The sequence below is a fragment of the Rhodococcus sp. (in: high G+C Gram-positive bacteria) genome, from assembly GCF_049286785.1.
In the GTDB taxonomy this organism is placed as follows: domain Bacteria; phylum Actinomycetota; class Actinomycetes; order Mycobacteriales; family Mycobacteriaceae; genus Rhodococcus_F.
Genome location: NZ_JBAQEO010000165.1, coordinates 1 through 16,908, shown reverse-complemented (window position 1 = coordinate 16,908; position 16,908 = coordinate 1). Strand labels below are relative to the sequence as shown.

The window sequence follows — 16,908 nt, the reverse complement described above, 5'->3', positions numbered from 1 at the left end:
GTCCCCGGGTTGATGAAAGGTCACCAACTGGCGGACCTCGAGGTCCGCGCCCGCCCGCTCATCCTCCGCGGCGCACCCGAGGACATCGCCTTCGAGGTGTTCCGTCTGCTCGACCTGTTCTGCCTGCTCGACATCAGCGACGTGGCCGACATCGCCGAACGTGACATCGACGAGGTCGCCGAGCTGTATTACGAACTCGACGCGCATCTCGGAATCGACTGGCTGCTGAGCGCGGTGTCCAATCTCGCGCGCGGCGACCGGTGGCATTCTCTGGCCCGGCTGGCCTTGCGGGACGATCTCTACAGCTCGCTGCGCCAGCTCACCATGGAAGTGCTGCTGGGCGGTGAACCGGACGAGTCGCCGGAGGAGAAGATCGACGATTGGGAATCGACCAATGCGTCGAGGCTGGGCAGGGCTAGGTCCGCTCTCACCGAGATTTTCGAGTCTGGGACCCTTGACCTCGCGACGCTCTCGGTGGCGGCGCGTCAGGTACGCAGCATGGTGCGCACAGCGGGCACCCGATCGGAGGTATGACCTTGAGCGAGGGTTTTCATGCGCAAGTCGAAGTTCGGTGGTCGGACATGGACGCTTTTCAGCACATCAATCACGCCCGGATGGTGACATTGCTGGAGGAAGCGCGGATCCCCTGGCTGTTCGATGACGGTCAGCCGACGGTCACGTTGCGTGACGGCGCGGTGGTCGCGGACCTCCATGTGCGCTATCGCGGGCAACTTCGGCACAGCGACTCCCCGCTCGACATCCTGATGTGGGTGGACAAGATCCGGGCCGTCGATTTCACGATCGGATACGAGGTGCGCCCCAAAGGGGTGGATGTGTCCGTTCCGGCGTCGGTGGTCGCGTCGACGCAGATCGCGGCGTTCGACATCGACACCCAGAGGCTGCGTCGGCTCACAGCGGCCGAGCGCGGGTATCTGCAGAGTTGGCAACGTGTATGAGCGGGTCCTGTCCGTCCCGGACCGGGCGGAGCGGAGTGATCTCGTCACGTTCCTGCGCCGGGTCCTCGGAATGGACGAATCCGCGGTGGTCCGGCTTCGGCAGCGCGGACCCGGTCGGCTGACCATCTGGGCGGCAACGGGTTTCGACGCTCTCGCGGTGCGCACGGTAGGCGGCACCGTCAGTCCCGACGACACGTCGGTGGCCGGGGACCAGCTGCTAGCGGCTCTCGAATCGGCGACCGACGGTGACATCGATCCCGGGTTCTCGATGGAGTCCGCGTGGCGGGGAGCACTTCCCCCTGCGGAAGGCTTCCTGCACCTCGACGACGTTCCCGCGAGGGTTCTCGTGGATCTCGCCCAGCGCGGCGCCGCGCTCGCCCAGGAACACGGCAGCAGTCACGGTCCGCCTGCGTCCCTGCTCGATCAGGAAGTGCTGCAGGTGCAGGGCGCCGACAGAACGGCCGGGATCTCGATGCGGGTGGTGTTCACTCTCACCGCGATGGGGTTCATCCCGAACGCCGGCTCGGACCGGACGACACGAGACATCGACCTCGAGCGGATAGACCCGTCCGAGATCGTGCGGGTGCGCGCTACTCCGTCGTGGCTGCGGGTGGATGCCAGGTTCGGGTCCGTCTACCGCCATCGCGGGGGCCCGATTCCCCTGTCGGTGTCCCGCTGACGTCAGCTGGCCGACCTCTCGTTGTGCTCGGCGGCGCCGGAGGAGCGCACCGAGTGCGATGCACCGGCTGTGGGCAGGAGCCCGGTCCGCTCGAGGTTTGCGGCGGACCGGGCTGATCTGTCCGATGGTCCGTCCCGAGGGATCAGACGGTCCAGGGCTTGCCGTAGGTGGTGACGTTGTCGCCGTTGGCGGTGATGGCGCGCATGAACGGACGAACTTGGACGGCGCCGATCACGCCGGAGGCGGTGCCGTGCACGTTGGCGAACTGCACGGACTTGACGTCGCCGTCGAACTCGCGCTCGGCGACGACGAGCTCCTCGGTGCCCGGGGCCGGGGTCAGCTCGAACTCGGCGTAGCCCTGCGGGAGGAGATCGGTGACGGTGACGCTGTCGCCGACGGACAGCTCGAGGCCCGGGGTCGAGTAGGTGACACCGATGGCGCCGTCGATGCTGCCGGCCCACGCGAACTGGTAGCCGAACTGGAAGGTGGTGTCTTCGGCGTCGGCGGCACCCGCACCGATCAGGGTGGCGGTGCCGCGGCCGTTGTGGAAGAACTCGCGGTTGAACGGGCTGCCGCCCAGAGCCGGCACAACCTGGATGACGGTGTCCTCCTGGGTCACGACGACTTCGTAGCCTTCCGTGGAGACGATCCGGTTCTGGTCGTCGACCGCCGCGTGCGCGGAGCCGGTCGCGCCGAGAACCAGGCTCAGGGCGGCGGCACCGGAAACAGCGGCGTTGTGGACGGTGCGACGGATGGGCGAGTGGATGTGCATGTTGCTCCGTTGATGTCGAGGGGATGAGGAGTGCGAGACAGCGGGGGCCTGCGCGGTCTGTCGGCCTGAGCGCTGTCGTCGTCAGCCCTGGCGGCCTTTGAAGCGCGGGTTCTGCTTGTTGATCACGTACACCCGTCCGCGTCGGCGGACGACCTGGGATCCGGGTTGGTTCTTCAAGGACTCGAGCGACGCACGAACTTTCATGGGAAACCTCCTAACGAAAACGATTGTCGTTATAGTAAGGCATCGCACCTCGACCTCAGGACACCCCCATGGAGATCTTCGATCCGGTGCACGTGCACCTCTTCTTCACACAAACCGGCTGCAGCCACCGCGTAGCGTCGCGCGCTGGGCCCGTCGACCGCTGACCGGCTCGTCGAGTTCGACGCCTTCCTGCCGCACCTGCGCTCGGCCGCCGACGTCACCGCTACGGACGCGCTGCTGCGTTGCCGCACTGCTGCGTTGCCGCGAGGGCCGGTGCGCAGCACGTGATCTCCGAATAGTGCTCGATCGGCACGGATTCGACGTCGCCGAGGCGAGCCTCAACCGTGCGGGCTGGATGCACGTGCTGAGCGACACCTTCGCCCCGCGCACTGTGCACGCACGGTTTCCAGTCCGGTATCAAATCTTCGCCCACCCCGGCCGGCTGGCTGCGTTGTTCGACGCCGGGGTGATTTCAGGACAGCGATGCGGTGCGCGACCATCGCCCGCATGCTGCCGCCACGACCCCACCCCAGACACACCGGGGGACATATCGCCTGCCAGGTGCAGGAGCTGCTGAATTGCTTGGTGCGCAGCACTCTTGACCAGCGAAGATCAGAAGATTACTGCGAGGAGCGGCGGACCCCCATAAGCCGTACAGCCCACTCCTGAAACTGGCATCGAGGCTCGGGTCAGATGAGCCACGCAGCAGCGTTCGGTGGCAGCTGACCGCCCATCAGCGGCACACTGCTCAGGAGTACCTCACCGGGAGGAAGTGAGATCGGTTCCTCGGTGGCATTCAGCGCGCAGATCAACCCGCCGCCGCGGCGGAATGCGAAACATCCTTCGGGGCTCCCGTACCAGTCGATGCCGGCACCGGAGAACTCCGGACGGAACGAGCGCAGTTCCAGGGCCGCGCGGTAGAGCGACAGTGTCGAGGTGACGTCCTCGAGTTGCGCTTCGACGGTGAGCGCAGCCCACTCCGGTGGGATGGGCAGCCAGGTGACGCCCGAGGTGCTGAACCCGAACGGAGGCGAGGTGCCTTCCCAGGGAATCGGGACACGGCATCCGTCGCGTCCGCGTTCGGTGTGGCCCGAACGCTCCCACACGGGGTCCTGAAGCACCGAGTCGGGGAGTTCGGCGTTGGGAAGACCCAGTTCGGCGCCGTTGTAGACGAATACCGCCCCTGGCAAAGCCAGCTCGACGAGCGTCATGGCACGGGCCCGCGCGGTGCCCAGTTCTCCGCCCCCGTACCGGGTGACTTCCCGCTCGACATCGTGATTCGACAACGTCCAGGTGGGTGTGCCGCCCACCTGGTGGACGGCTTCGAGCGAGTTCTCGATCGCGGCACGAACGGACTCCGCCGAGAATTCTGCCTGCGCCAGACGGAAGTTGAAACCGAGATGCAGTTCGTCGGGGCGGATGTACTCACCGAAACGTTCGTTGTCGTGAACCCAGATCTCGCCGACCGCCATGGTGCCGGGGTACTCGTCCAGCACCTTCCGGATGCCCCGGTGGATGTCGTGGACCGCGGGGTTGTTGAAGCGCGGATCGTCGTCCGCGTTGTGCAGGAGCACGTTGGTGTCCCAGTCGTGGTCCGGCAGCCCCTCGGGCTTGGCCATCCCATGGGCGACGTCGATGCGGAAACCGTCGATGCCGCGATCGAGCCAGAACCGCAGCGTCTTGTGCAGGTCCTCCACGACGTCGGAGTTCTCCCAGTTCAGATCGGGCTGTTCCTCCGCGAAGATATGGAGATACCACTGACCGGGGCTGCCGTCGGCCTCCGTGACGCGGGTCCACGCCGGGCCGCCGAAAATGCTGGGCCAGTTGTTGGGGGGCGTCGAGCCGTCGTCGCCGCGACCGTCCCGGAAGATGTATCGATCGCGTTCGGCGCTGCCGGGGGGCGCCTGCAGTGCGGCACGGAACCACTCGTGCTCGATGCTGGTGTGGTTGGGAACCAGGTCCATCGTGACCTTGATCTGCCGCGCATGCGCGGCCGTGACCAGCGCGTCCATCGCGGCGAGGTCGCCGAACAGCGGATCGATATCGCGGGGATCGGACACGTCGTAACCGTGGTCGGCCATCGGGGACCGCATCACCGGACTAAGCCACAGTGCGTCGACGCCGAGCAGTTCCAGATAACCGAGTTTGTCCCACACGCCCTGGAGGTCGCCGATGCCGTCCCCGTTCGCGTCGGCAAACGAACGGGGATAGATCTGGTAGAACACCGCGTCGACCCACCACGATCGGGGAGGTGTCTCTTCGACGGGACTTTCGGCGGGAGTACTCACAAATGCCCATCGTGCCAAACCTTGGACCCGGCTACGACCCGAGTCGCACAATCGTCGTGTGTCCGGCGGAACCGCGAGGTCAGAAAGCGGAGTTCATCATCGACGCCGCCGCCATGTCCATGTACTCGGTGAGAGCACGGCGGTGCGCGTCGTCGAGTGTTCGCGCATCGATCGAGGCGATGGCGGTATGCATGCACCGCAACCACGCGTCACGCTCGAGGGGGCCGATCTTGAACGGCTGATGGCGCAGGCGCAGCCGTGGGTGGCCCCGCTCTTCCGAGTAGGTGTGCGGTCCGCCCCAATACTGCTCGAGGAACATGCGCATCCGGCGTTCGGCCGGCGCCAGATCCTCTTCGGGATACAGGGGTCGCACGATGTCGTCCTTGGCGACTTCCTCGTAGAACCGGGCGGTGAGTTTGCGGAACGTCTCGGCTCCGCCCACCGCCTCGTAGAAGGTCTGCTGTACGTCAGTCATGTCGCTGTCCATTGTGCCTGTGTACCCGGCCGGTCGCCGGGTGAGGTCGGTCCGGGGCGCCCCGTCACCGTCCGTTCACCGAATGTCCTGCAATTTTGTCCGGTAATGGACGTGCGCGGGCAGGTGATTCATGATGCACTTGGTGGCAATCTCTCGGAGGTCGCATGAAGAACCGACACAGCGCCCGCGCGCACCGACAACTCGTGCCCACTGATGCCCGGGATGACGGGTTTTCAGGGGCGTTTGCTCTGCAAGTGATTACCGAAGGCTCCGCGCAGCGCGCTGGGCCTTCTTTCCCGGGTGAGAATGCGGTTCCGTTCTGGATCAAGCGCCGAGTGCTGCTTCTGAATGCCACCTACGAGCCGCTCACCGCCCTCCCCGCCCGACGCGCCGTCGTCCTGATGACGTGTGGTAAGGCCGACACCGTTCACGAGGATCCGCAGGCGCCCGTCGTCCATTCCGAGCAGTGGTCGGTGCAGGTGCCGTCCGTGATCCGGCTGCGAAAGTACGTGCGCGTCCCGTACCGCGCCCGTATCCCGATGACGCGAGCCGCCCTCATGCACCGCGACCGCTTCCGGTGCGCCTACTGCGGGGGCAAGGCCGAGACCGTCGATCACGTGGTTCCCCGCAGTCGCGGTGGAGAACATTCCTGGGAGAACTGCGTAGCCTGCTGCGCACCGTGCAACCACCGCAAGGCGGACAAGCTGCTCAGCGAGCTCGGATGGACGCTGCGGGCAGCGCTCGTCCCACCGTCGGGTCCGCATTGGCGACTGCTGGCCTCCACCAAGGACCTGCACCCGTCGTGGATGCCGTATCTCGGTGAAGGCGCCGCGTGAATCGGATTCGTAAAAAATGAAAAAGGGGCCCTGACGCTTCTCCGCGGCCCGTTCTGGGCTACCGTTTGCGGTGTGAGCATTCTCGAGACAGTGCTGATATTCGTAGGAATTCCGGCGTTGATCACCGCCTTCTTCGCGGGGATGTCGTTCGTCGGCAAGAAGACGCCGGGCCCCGTGCCGCCTGCGTTCCACCTCGGTGAGGAATGGACGAACGCACCTGTGCTGTGGAGCGCGGTCGACGAGGTGACCACGCACGGTCATCACGGCGCACACCACGAGGCAGCGGCCACCCCGGCAGACCTGATTGGAGGCTCGGCAAGTGGCAAGTGGTGAAGTGATTCCCGCGGTCTCCGCGGAAAACCTGCCCGTCGGCAGTGTCCTGACAACAAGCGGCCGCATCTCGGCGGTGCATCGGGTGGGGGAGCCGTTCACCGGCGACCTGCCGTTCACGACGGACGAACTGGTCCGCATCGACGATGCTCTCATCGACGCCACCCGCAAGACGAAGGTGCGGTTCAACGCGTATATCGGCGACCTCGGTGCCGATCCCGCGGCCGGTGCCGATGCCTTGTTCCCGAACACTCCCGAAGCCGAGCGCTCGGTGCTCATCGCCGTCTCGCCCAACGCACGGACCGTCGAGGTTCGCAGCGGGCGAGCAGTGGCTGATCGCGTCACGGATCGGGTGGCGCAACTCGGCGTCACCGCCGCGGTCGCGTCGTTCGCCGACGGTGATCTGATCGACGGTCTCGTCAGTGCCATCCGGGTGATGAGCGCTGCTGTCGCGCTGCGCTAGAACCTCCACACACCGAACGAGGGGAACCTGCCGGATGGCAGGTTCCCCTCGTTTCGTTTGCCGCCGGGTGTCAGCTCCCGTCGAATGCGCGGGCTTTCAGGGAACGCACGATGCCCGCCCGGCCCTCCGACACGAGCCGGCGCAACGCCGGCGGGTGATCGCCGGCCAGGAACGCGTCGGCTGCTGCGACGGATTCCTCACAGATCGACCAGGACGGGTACAGACCCACGACGACGGTCTGCGCCACCTCGCTCGAACGCCGTTCCCATACAGCGGGGATGTCGGCGAAGTAGCGGGCCACGTACGGCTCGAGAATCTCGTCCTGATCATGACCGGCGAACGCGCCGATGATGGCCCGCGCGGTGATGTTCGGCAGCGAGTCGTCATGCACCGCGCTGTTCCAGGCCTGCTCCTTCACCGCAGCCTGCGGACGGGCCGCTGCCGCTGCCGCGGCCTGACGGGCGCCGGCTGCGGTGGGATCGCGCTTCGCCTCGGCGTCGATGAACGGGGTCTCGATACTGTCTGCATCGATCTCGCCGGCACCCGCGAGAGCGCCGATGATCCGCCACCGCAGGTCGGTGTCCACGGCGAGACCCGGCAGCCCCACGGTCTCCGGGGCGGCGTCGAGCAGTTCCTGCAGGACCTCCGTGTGCCACGGTGAGAGCTGCGCACCCGTCAAGGCGTTCACATACGCCAGCTGATGGTCCGAACCCGGCTCCGCCTCTCGGGCAAGTTCGAGCAGGCGGTTGGCGAAACCGGGCCAGCCGTGTTCTTTGGCCCATCCGGGCTCCGCGTAGCTGCCGATCGCGGTATTGGCCTGCATCAGCAGCCGCTGGACCACGCCGACCTCGGTTTCGGCGTCGATACCGCGCTGGACCAACGCCACGAAGTCGCGGGCCGCGAGCTCGGCCTGACGGGTCATCTCCCACGCCGCGGACCAGACGAGCGTGCGGGGGAGGGACTCCGCGATGTCGCCGACCCGTTCGATGGCGGTCGCGAGCGACTCGGGATCGAGTCGCACCGAGCAGTAGGTGAGGTCGTCATCGTTGACGAGGATCAACTGTCCCCGCTCCACACCGACAAGCTCGGGCACCTCGGTACTCTCGGCAGCCTCGAGATCGAATTCCACGCGACGCGTACGTACCAGCTTTCCGTCCAGCTCGTCGTACACGCCGACCGCGATCCGGTGCACCCGCCGCTCGCCGGCACCGGGGTCGGCGCCATCCTGCACCACGCTGAAACGGGTGAATTTTCCGTCGCTATCCACGTCGAAGTCGGGGCGCACGATGTTGAGGCCGGTGGTCTTGAGCCACTGCGAGCCCCAGCCGGACAGGTCGCGGCCCGACGACTTCTCGAGGGCGCCGAGCAGGTCGTCGAACGTCGCGTTGCCGAATGCGTGCTCGCGGAAGTACTCCCGCAGACCCGAGAGGAAGGGCTCGAGCCCCACATACGCCACGAGCTGCTTGAGGACGGAGGCACCTTTCGCGTAGGTGATGCCGTCGAAGTTCACCTCGACTGCGGCCAGATCCGGGATGTCCGCGGCGATGGGGTGGGTGGAGGGCAGCTGATCCTGTCGGTACGCCCACGACTTCTCGACGTTGGCGAAGGTGGTCCACGCGTTGGTGTATTCGGTGGCCTCGCTCTGGCACAGCACCGACGCGAAGGTGGCGAACGACTCGTTGAGCCACAGGTCGTCCCACCACCGCATGGTCACCAGGTCGCCGAACCACATGTGCGCCATTTCGTGCAGCACGGTCTCGGCGCGCCGCTCGTACGAGGCACGAGTCACCTTGGAGCGGAACACATAGTCTTCGAGGAACGTGACCGCTCCGGCGTTCTCCATCGCGCCGGCGTTGAATTCGGGCACGAACAGCTGGTCGTACTTCCCGAAGACGTAGGGGGTGCCGAAGTTGCGGTGGTAGAACTCGAAGCCCTGCTTGGTCTCTGTGAACAGGCGGTCTGCATCCATGTGCTCGGCGAGCGACGCGCGGCAGTAGATGCCGAGTGGGATGTTTCCGTGCTCGTCGGAGTAGCTGTCGGTCCACTCCGCATACGGGCCGGCGACGAGTGCCACGAGGTACGTGCTCATCTTCGGTGTGGTCCGGAAGAGATGACGGCCGGGCTCGGACACGGCGGTGTTGACGGTGGCCGAGTTCGAGATCACCTTCCAGTCGTCGGGGGAGGTGACATGGACGTCGAACGTAGCCTTCAGGTCCGGCTGATCGAAGCACGCGAACATCCGCTTGGCGTCGGCCGTCTCGAACTGGGAGTACAGGTAGACCGCGTCGTCGGTGGGATCGACGAAGCGGTGCAGGCCCTCACCCGTGTGCGAGTAGGTGCAGTCGGCCTCGACCACCAGTTCGTTGCGTGCCGCGAGATCGGCGAGGGGTATGCCTGTGGACTCGTCGTACCCCGACACATCGATCGGGGAACCGTTGAGTGTGGCGGAATGCACCCGCGCCGCAACGATGTCGATGAAGCTGGAGGAGCCGGCGGTGGCCGCGAAGGTCACGGTTGTGCGCGACGTGAACGTCTCGGTGCCCGGCTTCCCTGCCCCGTCGGTGAGGTCCAGTTCGATGAGGTAGTTGTCGACGGTCAGCAGTTCAGCGCGTTCGGCTGCCTGCTCGCGGGTCAGGTTCGGTGGGGCCACAGAGGTCTCCTCGTGATCGGCGGTGGTGCTCGTACTCGATGCTGCCATCCCATCACGAGAGCGGCGACGTCGTTAACCGGAGAGGTCGGTGAGCGGCACCGCAGGATCGGCGAGGCCCCGGGGGTCCACCGGATTCGGGGAAGCCACCAGTTGTTTGATCTGGTCGGTGACGTCCCAGATGTTCACGTTCATACCGGCGAGGACGTGATCGCCGGAGTCGAGCCAGAAGGCGAGGAACTCGTGCCGGGCGTAATCGCCGCGCACCACAACCCTGTCGTAGGAGCCGGGCGCGGCGTAACCCACGTACTCCATGCCCACGTCGAACTGGTCGGTGAAGAAGTAAGGCAGGTTGCGGTATTCCGACCGGATCCCGAGCATGGTCGAGGCCGCCACCGGGGGCTGGTTGAGCGCGTTCGCCCAGTGCTCGACCCGGATTCGGGTACCGAGCAGCGGATGCAGTTGCGCGGCGATGTCACCGACCGCGACGACGTCGGGATCGCTGGTCTGCAAACCCGCATCCACGAGGACGCCGCCGCCCTCGACCGCCAGCCCGGCCTGCTCGGCGAGTTCGACGTTGGGGGCGGCGCCGACAGCGACCAGTACTGCGTCGGCGGGCAGGAAGGTGCCCTCGCCGAGCCGGACGCCGGTGGCCCGGCCGTCCTCGGCCACGATCTCCTCGACGCTGACGCCGAGATGGAGTTGCACGCCGTGCTCGAGGTGCAGTTCAGCGAAGACCGTGCCCATGGCCGGGCCGAGTGACCCCAGCAAAGGCACGTCGGCGACCTCCACCACCGTCACGTCCGCGCCCCGTTCGCGGGCCGAGGCGGCGACTTCGAGGCCGATCCAGCCCGCGCCGATGATCACCAGGCGTTTGCCCCCCGAGGTCGCTTCGATCAGTGCGTCGGATTCGTCGACGGTCCGCAGATAATGCACACCCGCCGCGTCGGCCCCGGGTATCGGTGGACGCCGAGACCGTGAACCGGTGGCCAGTGCCAGCTTGTCGTATCCGATGGTGGAGCCGTCCGGCAGCATCACGGTGTGGGCGGCGAGATCCACCGCTGTGGCGGTGGTGCCGAGTCGCAGATCCACGTGATGGTCGCGGTACCAGTCACCGTGGTGCACGGTGAAGGCGTCGAGTTCCTTCTTGCCGGCGAAGTGTTCCTTGGAGAGCGGAGGTCGCTCGTACGGGAGGTGATCCTCCGCGGACAGGAGAACGATCGACCCGTCGAAATCTTTGTCACGCAAAGCTTCTGCCGTTTTGGCTCCGGCGAGGCCGCCGCCCACGACGACGAAGGTGCGAGTTGAGGACATACTAATAGTCCCTTCCAGTGGCGTCATGACGGCGGGGCCGTCCGGCTTGTCGGGTTCCTCACCTCGACACTACTGCCGCCCGTCGCACGGGGAAGGATTCTCGTACGGTCGGTGTTGGATCGAGCATTGCTGGTGAAAGACAAAGACGAAGGAGCCTCACGTGACTGCTGGGACGAATCACGGAACAGCGAAGGACACCGCCGATTTCTGGTTCGATCCGCTGTGCCCGTGGTGTTGGATCACGTCCCGCTGGATCCTCGAGGCCTCCCAGGTTCGGAACCTCGAGGCGAAATTCCATGTGATGAGCCTGGCCGTCCTGAACGAGGGCCGCGATCTCCCCGAGGAATACCGGGAGATGATGACCCGCGCGTGGGGGCCGGTGCGCGTACTGATCGCGGCGGCGCAGCAGCACGGCGACGACATCCTCCTGCCGCTGTATACGGCGATGGGCACCCGGATTCACAACGAGGGCAACAAGGATCTGCCCGATGTGATCGTGAAATCGCTGTCGGAGGTCGGGCTCCCCGAGGAGTTGGCCGCGGCCGCCGAGTCCGAGGACTACGACGCAGCGCTGCGCACCAGTCACGCAGCCGGCATGGACGCCGTCGGACCCGATGTCGGAACCCCCACCATCCACGTCAACGGCGTCGCCTTCTTCGGCCCAGTGCTCTCGCGCATTCCGCGTGGTGAGGATGCCGGCAAGGTGTGGGACGGTGCTGTCGCGCTGGCGGGATATCCGCACTTCTTCGAACTCAAGCGCACCCGCCACGAGGATCCCGAGTTCGACTGAGTCGGAGAAAGAGGGTCAGTGGGAGACAGGCCCGGCCGGACTGGACGTTGCGTACCGCACTTGCTGCGGGTCGCGGTAGATCCGGTCGGGTTTCGTGAACAGGGCCCCGTGCCGTGTCCGGTCGCGCAGCGCTGCTGCCCGCCAGGTCAGGACCGGATGGCTCGACAGCAGGTTCACGAACCACGGGAAGAAGCCGCGCTCGGTGGTGGCCCGGTCGGCGAGCTCGTCGAAACCGACGACGCTGACGAGATACTTTCCGGCGCCGAGAACGCCCATCGCGCCGCGCGCCCCGTGTGGGCGGACGCAGTAGCCGTGGTTGTCGGCGGTGTATTCCATCGAGCGGGACAGAGCCGAGCCCACCACCGGAATGTAGTGGGACGCGAACTGCCCGAGTTGCCGCCAGTACGACGCGTGGCCGGCCGCGATGTGGCCCACCTCGTGGCCGATGATGAATGCGAGGGCATCGGGTTCACGCGCCGCACCGCCCACCTCGAACAGGTCGCTGTAGACCACGACGAAGCGCCGGAAACCGTGGCCGGAGGCGAAGGCATTGATCCGGCCGTTTCCGAGAACCACGTACGCATCCGGGGGTTGCGCCATCCCGAGACGCGCGGCGGCCTCGGCCACCATCCGATACCCGTCCGGGAACTGTGTCGGCGACATTTTGATCCCGTTGACCTGCTGGGAGCCGTACAGCTGTCCGCGGGCGATCGCGATCAGTATCGGTGCGGCCAGCACCACGAGGATCCAGGTCGAGATCAACCCCAGCGCGACCGCGATCAGGGCGGTCACGTAGGTCACCACAGACAGCAGGATCGCGACCGCGAGCAGCGGGATCTCCCACGGATGCCGCGCAGGCCGCTCATGCGGCATGAGACCGCGCGGGGCGGGAGACGCGTTCCAGGCAGGGGAGATGTGCCACCGCTGCACGGGAGGTGGCTGGAAGTGGCCCGGCTGCGGTCGGCTCCAGTTCTGTCCGTGGGCAGGATGCATGACGTTCACGATAGTGACTGTCGCGACGGCCAACCCCCGGCCGCCGACACGCTGCACCGGCCCTGACAGAATCTTCAGTCATGCGCGTATACCTGGGTGCCGACCATGCCGGATTCGAACGTAAGAACGAGATCATCGAACACCTCACCGCTACCGGTCACGAGGCCGTGGACTGCGGTGCGCACGTCTACGACGCCGTCGACGACTACCCGGCCTTCTGCATCGAGGCCGCCCGCCGCGTCGTTGCGGACGAGGGAAGCCTCGGCATCGTGCTGGGCGGCAGCGGCAACGGCGAGCAGATCGCGGCCAACAAGGTTCCGGGCGCCCGGTGTGCCCTCGCCTGGAGTGTGGAGACCGCTCAGCTGGCACGTCAGCACAACAACGCGCAACTTATCGGTATCGGCGGGCGTATGCACTCGCTCGAGGAGACCCTTGCGATCGTCGACGCGTTCCTCGCCGCCGAATGGTCGAACGAGGAACGGCACCAGCGCCGGATCGACATCCTCTCCGAGTACGAGAAGACCGGTGTCGCGCCGGCTCTGCCCGAAGCCTGACCGAACCGAAGCTCTGATCGAGACCACCCATGCCTGAAGGGCACACACTGCACCGGCTCGCCCGGTTGCATCAACGCCGCTTCGCCGGGGCGCCGGTGCAGGTGCTCAGCCCACAGGGGAGATTCGCCGACGATGCCGCACTCGTCGACGGGCGGGTGCTCGTGAGGTCGGAAGCCTGGGGCAAACATCTGTGGCATCACTACGAGTCGGGGCTCGTCGTGCACGTCCATCTCGGACTGTACGGCGCGTTCACCGAGTCGCAGGTTCCCATGGAACCGCCCCTCGGTCAGGTCCGGATGCGGATGGTCGGTGCCGAATTCGGTACCGACCTCCGCGGCCCGACCGCCTGTGAGGTACTCGATCCGCCGCAGGTCGCGGCCATCGAGGCCCGGCTGGGTCCGGACCCGCTGCGCAAAGACGCCGATCCGGACAAGGCATGGCGGCGGATCTCGGGTTCCAAGAGCCCGATCGGTGCACTCCTGATGGATCAGGCGGTCATTTCCGGAATCGGCAACGTGTATCGCGCCGAGGTTCTGTTCCGGCACAACATCCATCCCGAGCGGCCGGGCCGTTCGCTCTCGCGCGACGAGTGGGATGCGATGTGGACCGACCTCGTCGCGCTCATGAAGGTGGGCGTGCGCCGCGGAAAGATGCACGTGGTTCGTCCGGAAGACGATCACGGTGACCCCGCGTACGCGAGAGACCGTCCCCGTACCTACGTGTACCGACGTGCCGGATCTCGTTGCCGGATCTGCGGCACACCCGTGGCGCACACCGTCATGAAGGGTCGCAACCTCTTCTGGTGCCCGGCCTGCCAGCAGTCCTGAGCGGCGACGGCCTAGAAGTCGAACCCGCCGAGGTCGAAACCTCCACCGCCGTCGCCGCCGAAGTCCGTGAAGCCACCGTCGTCTCCACCACCGGCATCTCCGGTATCTGCGCCGTCTCCGCCGTCTCCGCCATCGCCCGCGTCCCCGACGTCCTGGGACGCGTCGCCGGTACCGCTCTCCCAATCCTGCGCCCCGTAGGCCACGCCCGACATTCCGGAGAACATCGCCGAGAACAGGAACATCGACCCGAGGCCCCAGGCGCCGGCGACCAGGGCGGGCTTCCACCACGGTTCCGAGTACCACCCCGCAGGCACCGGCCGACCCGCCACCCGTCCGCCGGGGTAGAAGTTGGGCGTCTTCGGCGACGGATTCGGCGAGGCCGCCACGTGCCGGCCCTCGTACTCGATCTCCCGGTCCTCGCTCACGTGTCCGGCGGCTTTCTGGCCCTCGATCGTGGGGATCTCGGGTCCGGGGTCGAGTCCCATGGCCGTCCGGGCGGCCCGGATGTAGTAGAGACCCTCGAGCGCGGTCTGCTTCGCGAGACGGGCCTGCACGGGAGTGCCCGCCTGATCGATCTGTGAACCTGCCGCGGTGTAGCGCTCGGCGGCGTCGGCCAGCGCCTGCTTCGAGGCAGGATCGGATCCGACGAGGTTGTAGACCTGCCCGCCGAGGCGTTCGATGGCCTGGCGGGCATCGGCCTTGGCGTCCTCGAGTTGATTCGCGGTCCTGCGCGTTCGGACGCTGCGATTCTGCACGACCAGGAAGGCGACGACCGCCACGATCACCAGGATGAGTAGAAGTTCCACGAGAGCCTCCCAGTACTGGGACAACGACCGGTGGGCCGAATCGGACAATTCCAGCGTACCGAGCGGAGGTGCGGTTACGCTCCCGGCGAACGTCCGGAGGTCCACGGCGATGGCAGGGACCCCGTGACCCCTGTTGTGATGTATGTCATACGACCGGGGCGGTGTTCTGCACGAAAGAAAGGAGCACTCCCGGGGACGGAAGCGCTCCTGTGTGGAGGGGATGACGGGAATCGAACCCGCGTAATCAGTTTGGAAGACTGAGGCTCTACCATTGAGCTACATCCCCGTGCACACGACAACTTGGGATCGCCATGCATGTCGTCTGCGATGACAGACTGTACCCAATCCCGCTTTGGATTTCATAATCGGGGGGCCGTAGGATTCTCCCTCGGGTCCTCGCGAGGTTGGCGAGAGCCTGCTCGAACCGGGGTGTAGCGCAGCTTGGTAGCGCATCCGCTTTGGGAGCGGAGGGTCGCAGGTTCAAATCCTGTCACCCCGACCAGAAGAACCGGGCAGCAAACTGCCACACCGAAGAAGTGCACGACCAGACGAAGGAGCCAGTCCGTGAAGAGCACCGTCGAGCAGCTCAGCCCGACGCGAGTCCGTATCAACGTTGAGGTGCCCTTCGAGGAGCTCAAGCCTGATTTCGACAAGGCCTACAAGGCCCTCGCGCAGCAGATTCGTCTTCCCGGCTTCCGCCCGGGTAAGGCCCCGGCCAAGTTGCTCGAAGCCCGCGTCGGGCGCGGCGCCGTGCTCGAGCAGGTCGTCAACGACGCACTCCCGTCCCGCTACTCGGAGGCTGTCACCAGCGCTTCGGTGAAGGCCATCGGACAGCCCGAGATCGAGATCACCAAGATCGAGGACGGCGAGCTCCTCGAGTTCACCGCCGAGGTGGACGTGCGTCCCGAAATCAGCCTGCCCGACTACAGCACCCTGAGCGTGACCGTCGACCCGATCGAGATCACCGACGAGGCCGTCGAGGAGCAGCTGCTGTCGCTGCGCCAGCGTTTCGGCACCCTCACCGGTGTCGACCGTGCGGTGCAGGACGGCGACTTCGTTTCCATCGACCTGTCGGCCGCCGTCGACGGTGAGGCCGTTCCGGAGGCCACCGCCAGCGGACTGTCGCACGAGGTCGGTTCGGGTCAGCTCATCGAGGGCCTCGACGAGGCGGTCATCGGTCTGAAGGCGGGCGAGTCGAAGGAGTTCACCTCGACGTTGGTCGCCGGTGAGCACGCCGGCAAGGAAGCCGTCGTCACGGTCACCGTCGGCACCGTCAAGGAGCGCGAGCTACCTGCTGAGGACGACGAGTTCGCCCAGCTGGCAAGCGAGTTCGACACCCTCGACGAGCTGAAGGCCGACCTGCGCGAGCGTGTCGGACGCGTCCGCAAGGTCGAGCAGGCCGGGCAGATTCGCGACAAGGTGCTCGAGACGCTGCTCGAGACCGTCGAGGTCCCCCTGCCGGAGGCAGTCGTCAAGGCCGAGGTCGACGCCGCGCTGCACGATGCCGTGCACGGTCTCGATCACGACGAGGACGCACTGAACAAGCTCCTCGAGGACCAGGGCAGCAACCGCGAAGAGTTCGACAAGGATGCCAAGGAAAGCGCCGAGCGTTCGGTGAAGACCCAACTCCTGCTCGACGCCATTGCCGATGCTTCGAACGTGACCGTCGGCCAGGACGAACTCACCGAGCGCATCCTGTTCCAGGCGCAACGGTACGGAATGGCGCCGGAGCAGTTCATCCAGCAGATCCAGCAGGCCGGTCAGCTCGGGGCCGTCTTCGCCGACGTGCGCCGCGGCAAGGCCCTCGCGGGCGTCGTCGAGCAGGTCACTGTCACGGACACCACCGGTGCTGCCGTCGACACCGCCGAACTGTTCGGCACAAGTGAGTCCGAGGGCGCCGAGTCCGAGGGTGCCGAGGCGGAGGGTGCCGAGTCCACGACGGATTCCGCCGAGAGCGAAGAGCAGAAGTAACGC

The 16,908-nt window shown here is 66.3% G+C and carries 17 protein-coding genes, 2 tRNA genes and 1 pseudogene; 11 read left to right on the top strand and 9 right to left on the bottom strand.

What is annotated here, in order from left to right:
- From WAW17_RS06850 to WAW17_RS06840, 3 genes and pseudogenes are all read left to right on the top strand, one after another.
- A pseudogene (locus WAW17_RS06850) lies at positions 1–534 on the top strand (NAD-glutamate dehydrogenase); the annotation flags it as partial.
- Complete coding sequence (locus WAW17_RS06845; RefSeq protein ID WP_422332246.1) at positions 531–956, top strand: acyl-CoA thioesterase; 426 nt, start codon at positions 531–533, stop codon at positions 954–956. The pseudogene WAW17_RS06850 and the gene WAW17_RS06845, both read left to right, overlap by 4 nt.
- Positions 949–1,635 carry a hypothetical protein gene (locus WAW17_RS06840; RefSeq protein WP_422332245.1) on the top strand — a complete coding sequence of 229 codons (687 nt, stop codon included), beginning with the start codon at positions 949–951 and terminating at the stop codon, positions 1,633–1,635. Before WAW17_RS06845 ends, WAW17_RS06840 begins: the two co-directional genes overlap by 8 nt.
- Before the next feature lie 142 nt (positions 1,636–1,777).
- Here the strand turns inward: WAW17_RS06840 and WAW17_RS06835 are convergent, their stop codons facing one another.
- From WAW17_RS06835 to WAW17_RS06820, 4 genes are all read right to left on the bottom strand, one after another.
- Complete coding sequence (locus WAW17_RS06835) at positions 1,778–2,407, bottom strand: MspA family porin (protein WP_422332244.1); 630 nt, start codon at positions 2,405–2,407, stop codon at positions 1,778–1,780.
- Positions 2,408–2,488: 81 nt separating this feature from the next.
- Complete coding sequence (ykgO, locus tag WAW17_RS06830) at positions 2,489–2,611, bottom strand: type B 50S ribosomal protein L36 (protein ID WP_422332243.1); 123 nt, start codon at positions 2,609–2,611, stop codon at positions 2,489–2,491.
- A gap of 689 nt (positions 2,612–3,300) precedes the next feature.
- Positions 3,301–4,899: a glycoside hydrolase family 13 protein gene (locus tag WAW17_RS06825; RefSeq protein ID WP_422332242.1), complete on the bottom strand. Its 1,599-nt coding sequence runs from the start codon at positions 4,897–4,899 to the stop codon at positions 3,301–3,303.
- A gap of 79 nt (positions 4,900–4,978) precedes the next feature.
- The gene (locus WAW17_RS06820; RefSeq protein WP_422332241.1) at positions 4,979–5,374 is read right to left on the bottom strand and encodes a globin; all 396 of its coding nucleotides are present in this window, start codon (positions 5,372–5,374) and stop codon (positions 4,979–4,981) included.
- Between the two features lie 164 nt (positions 5,375–5,538).
- Here WAW17_RS06820 and WAW17_RS06815 point away from each other — a divergent pair, with 164 nt between their 5' ends.
- From WAW17_RS06815 to WAW17_RS06805, 3 genes are all read left to right on the top strand, one after another.
- Entirely contained in the window at positions 5,539–6,210 is a 672-nt protein-coding gene (locus tag WAW17_RS06815) for an HNH endonuclease (protein WP_422332240.1), read from the top strand.
- 72 nt (positions 6,211–6,282) lie between these two features.
- On the top strand, positions 6,283–6,543 hold the full coding sequence (locus WAW17_RS06810; protein ID WP_422332239.1) for a hypothetical protein: 261 nt from the start codon (positions 6,283–6,285) through the stop codon (positions 6,541–6,543).
- On the top strand, positions 6,530–7,003 hold the full coding sequence (locus WAW17_RS06805) for a DUF5130 family protein (protein ID WP_422332238.1): 474 nt from the start codon (positions 6,530–6,532) through the stop codon (positions 7,001–7,003). Before WAW17_RS06810 ends, WAW17_RS06805 begins: the two co-directional genes overlap by 14 nt.
- 70 nt (positions 7,004–7,073) lie before the next feature.
- Here the strand turns inward: WAW17_RS06805 and pepN are convergent, their stop codons facing one another.
- Positions 7,074–9,653 carry an aminopeptidase N gene (gene pepN, locus WAW17_RS06800; protein ID WP_422332237.1) on the bottom strand — a complete coding sequence of 860 codons (2,580 nt, stop codon included), beginning with the start codon at positions 9,651–9,653 and terminating at the stop codon, positions 7,074–7,076.
- Positions 9,654–9,725: 72 nt separating this feature from the next.
- Positions 9,726–10,964: an NAD(P)/FAD-dependent oxidoreductase gene (locus WAW17_RS06795; RefSeq protein ID WP_422332236.1), complete on the bottom strand. Its 1,239-nt coding sequence runs from the start codon at positions 10,962–10,964 to the stop codon at positions 9,726–9,728.
- A gap of 160 nt (positions 10,965–11,124) precedes the next feature.
- Between WAW17_RS06795 and WAW17_RS06790 the strand changes: the two genes are divergently transcribed.
- Positions 11,125–11,754 (top strand): DsbA family protein, encoded by a 630-nt coding sequence (locus WAW17_RS06790; RefSeq protein WP_422332235.1) that lies wholly within the window; start codon positions 11,125–11,127, stop codon positions 11,752–11,754.
- A 15-nt stretch (positions 11,755–11,769) separates the two neighbouring features.
- On the opposite strand, the gene WAW17_RS06785 is transcribed toward WAW17_RS06790, so the two are convergent.
- The gene (locus WAW17_RS06785) at positions 11,770–12,627 is read right to left on the bottom strand and encodes a M48 family metallopeptidase (RefSeq protein WP_422332248.1); all 858 of its coding nucleotides are present in this window, start codon (positions 12,625–12,627) and stop codon (positions 11,770–11,772) included.
- Positions 12,628–12,827: 200 nt separating this feature from the next.
- On the opposite strand from WAW17_RS06785, the gene WAW17_RS06780 reads away from it, so the two are divergent.
- Both WAW17_RS06780 and WAW17_RS06775 read left to right on the top strand, forming a co-directional pair.
- Positions 12,828–13,301, top strand: a complete 474-nt coding sequence (locus WAW17_RS06780; protein ID WP_422332234.1) for a ribose-5-phosphate isomerase — start codon at positions 12,828–12,830, stop codon at positions 13,299–13,301.
- 29 nt (positions 13,302–13,330) lie between these two features.
- The gene (locus WAW17_RS06775) at positions 13,331–14,128 is read left to right on the top strand and encodes an Fpg/Nei family DNA glycosylase (protein ID WP_422332233.1); all 798 of its coding nucleotides are present in this window, start codon (positions 13,331–13,333) and stop codon (positions 14,126–14,128) included.
- Positions 14,129–14,139: 11 nt separating this feature from the next.
- Here WAW17_RS06775 and WAW17_RS06770 read toward each other — a convergent pair whose 3' ends face one another.
- Positions 14,140–14,934 carry a DUF1542 domain-containing protein gene (locus WAW17_RS06770; RefSeq protein WP_422332247.1) on the bottom strand — a complete coding sequence of 265 codons (795 nt, stop codon included), beginning with the start codon at positions 14,932–14,934 and terminating at the stop codon, positions 14,140–14,142.
- Positions 14,935–15,146: 212 nt separating this feature from the next.
- Positions 15,147–15,220: transfer RNA gene (locus tag WAW17_RS06765), tRNA-Gly, on the bottom strand.
- 139 nt (positions 15,221–15,359) lie between these two features.
- On the opposite strand from WAW17_RS06765, the gene WAW17_RS06760 reads away from it, so the two are divergent.
- Both WAW17_RS06760 and tig read left to right on the top strand, forming a co-directional pair.
- Positions 15,360–15,436 (top strand) — tRNA-Pro (locus WAW17_RS06760).
- Positions 15,437–15,498: 62 nt separating this feature from the next.
- Entirely contained in the window at positions 15,499–16,905 is a 1,407-nt protein-coding gene (gene tig / locus WAW17_RS06755) for a trigger factor (RefSeq protein ID WP_422332232.1), read from the top strand.
- Positions 16,906–16,908: the final 3 nt, after the last annotated feature.

Coding starts and splice junctions, on each gene's coding strand:
- WAW17_RS06815 (WP_422332240.1), top strand. CDS start 5,539: ATGAAGAACCGACACAGCGCCCGCGCGCACCGACAACTCGTGCCCACT.
- WAW17_RS06775 (WP_422332233.1), top strand. CDS start 13,331: ATGCCTGAAGGGCACACACTGCACCGGCTCGCCCGGTTGCATCAACGC.
- ykgO (WP_422332243.1), bottom strand. CDS start 2,611: ATGAAAGTTCGTGCGTCGCTCGAGTCCTTGAAGAACCAACCCGGATCC.
- WAW17_RS06780 (WP_422332234.1), top strand. CDS start 12,828: ATGCGCGTATACCTGGGTGCCGACCATGCCGGATTCGAACGTAAGAAC.
- WAW17_RS06845 (WP_422332246.1), top strand. CDS start 531: ATGACCTTGAGCGAGGGTTTTCATGCGCAAGTCGAAGTTCGGTGGTCG.
- WAW17_RS06785 (WP_422332248.1), bottom strand. CDS start 12,627: ATGCCGCATGAGCGGCCTGCGCGGCATCCGTGGGAGATCCCGCTGCTC.
- WAW17_RS06795 (WP_422332236.1), bottom strand. CDS start 10,964: ATGTCCTCAACTCGCACCTTCGTCGTCGTGGGCGGCGGCCTCGCCGGA.
- WAW17_RS06820 (WP_422332241.1), bottom strand. CDS start 5,374: ATGACTGACGTACAGCAGACCTTCTACGAGGCGGTGGGCGGAGCCGAG.
- WAW17_RS06835 (WP_422332244.1), bottom strand. CDS start 2,407: ATGCACATCCACTCGCCCATCCGTCGCACCGTCCACAACGCCGCTGTT.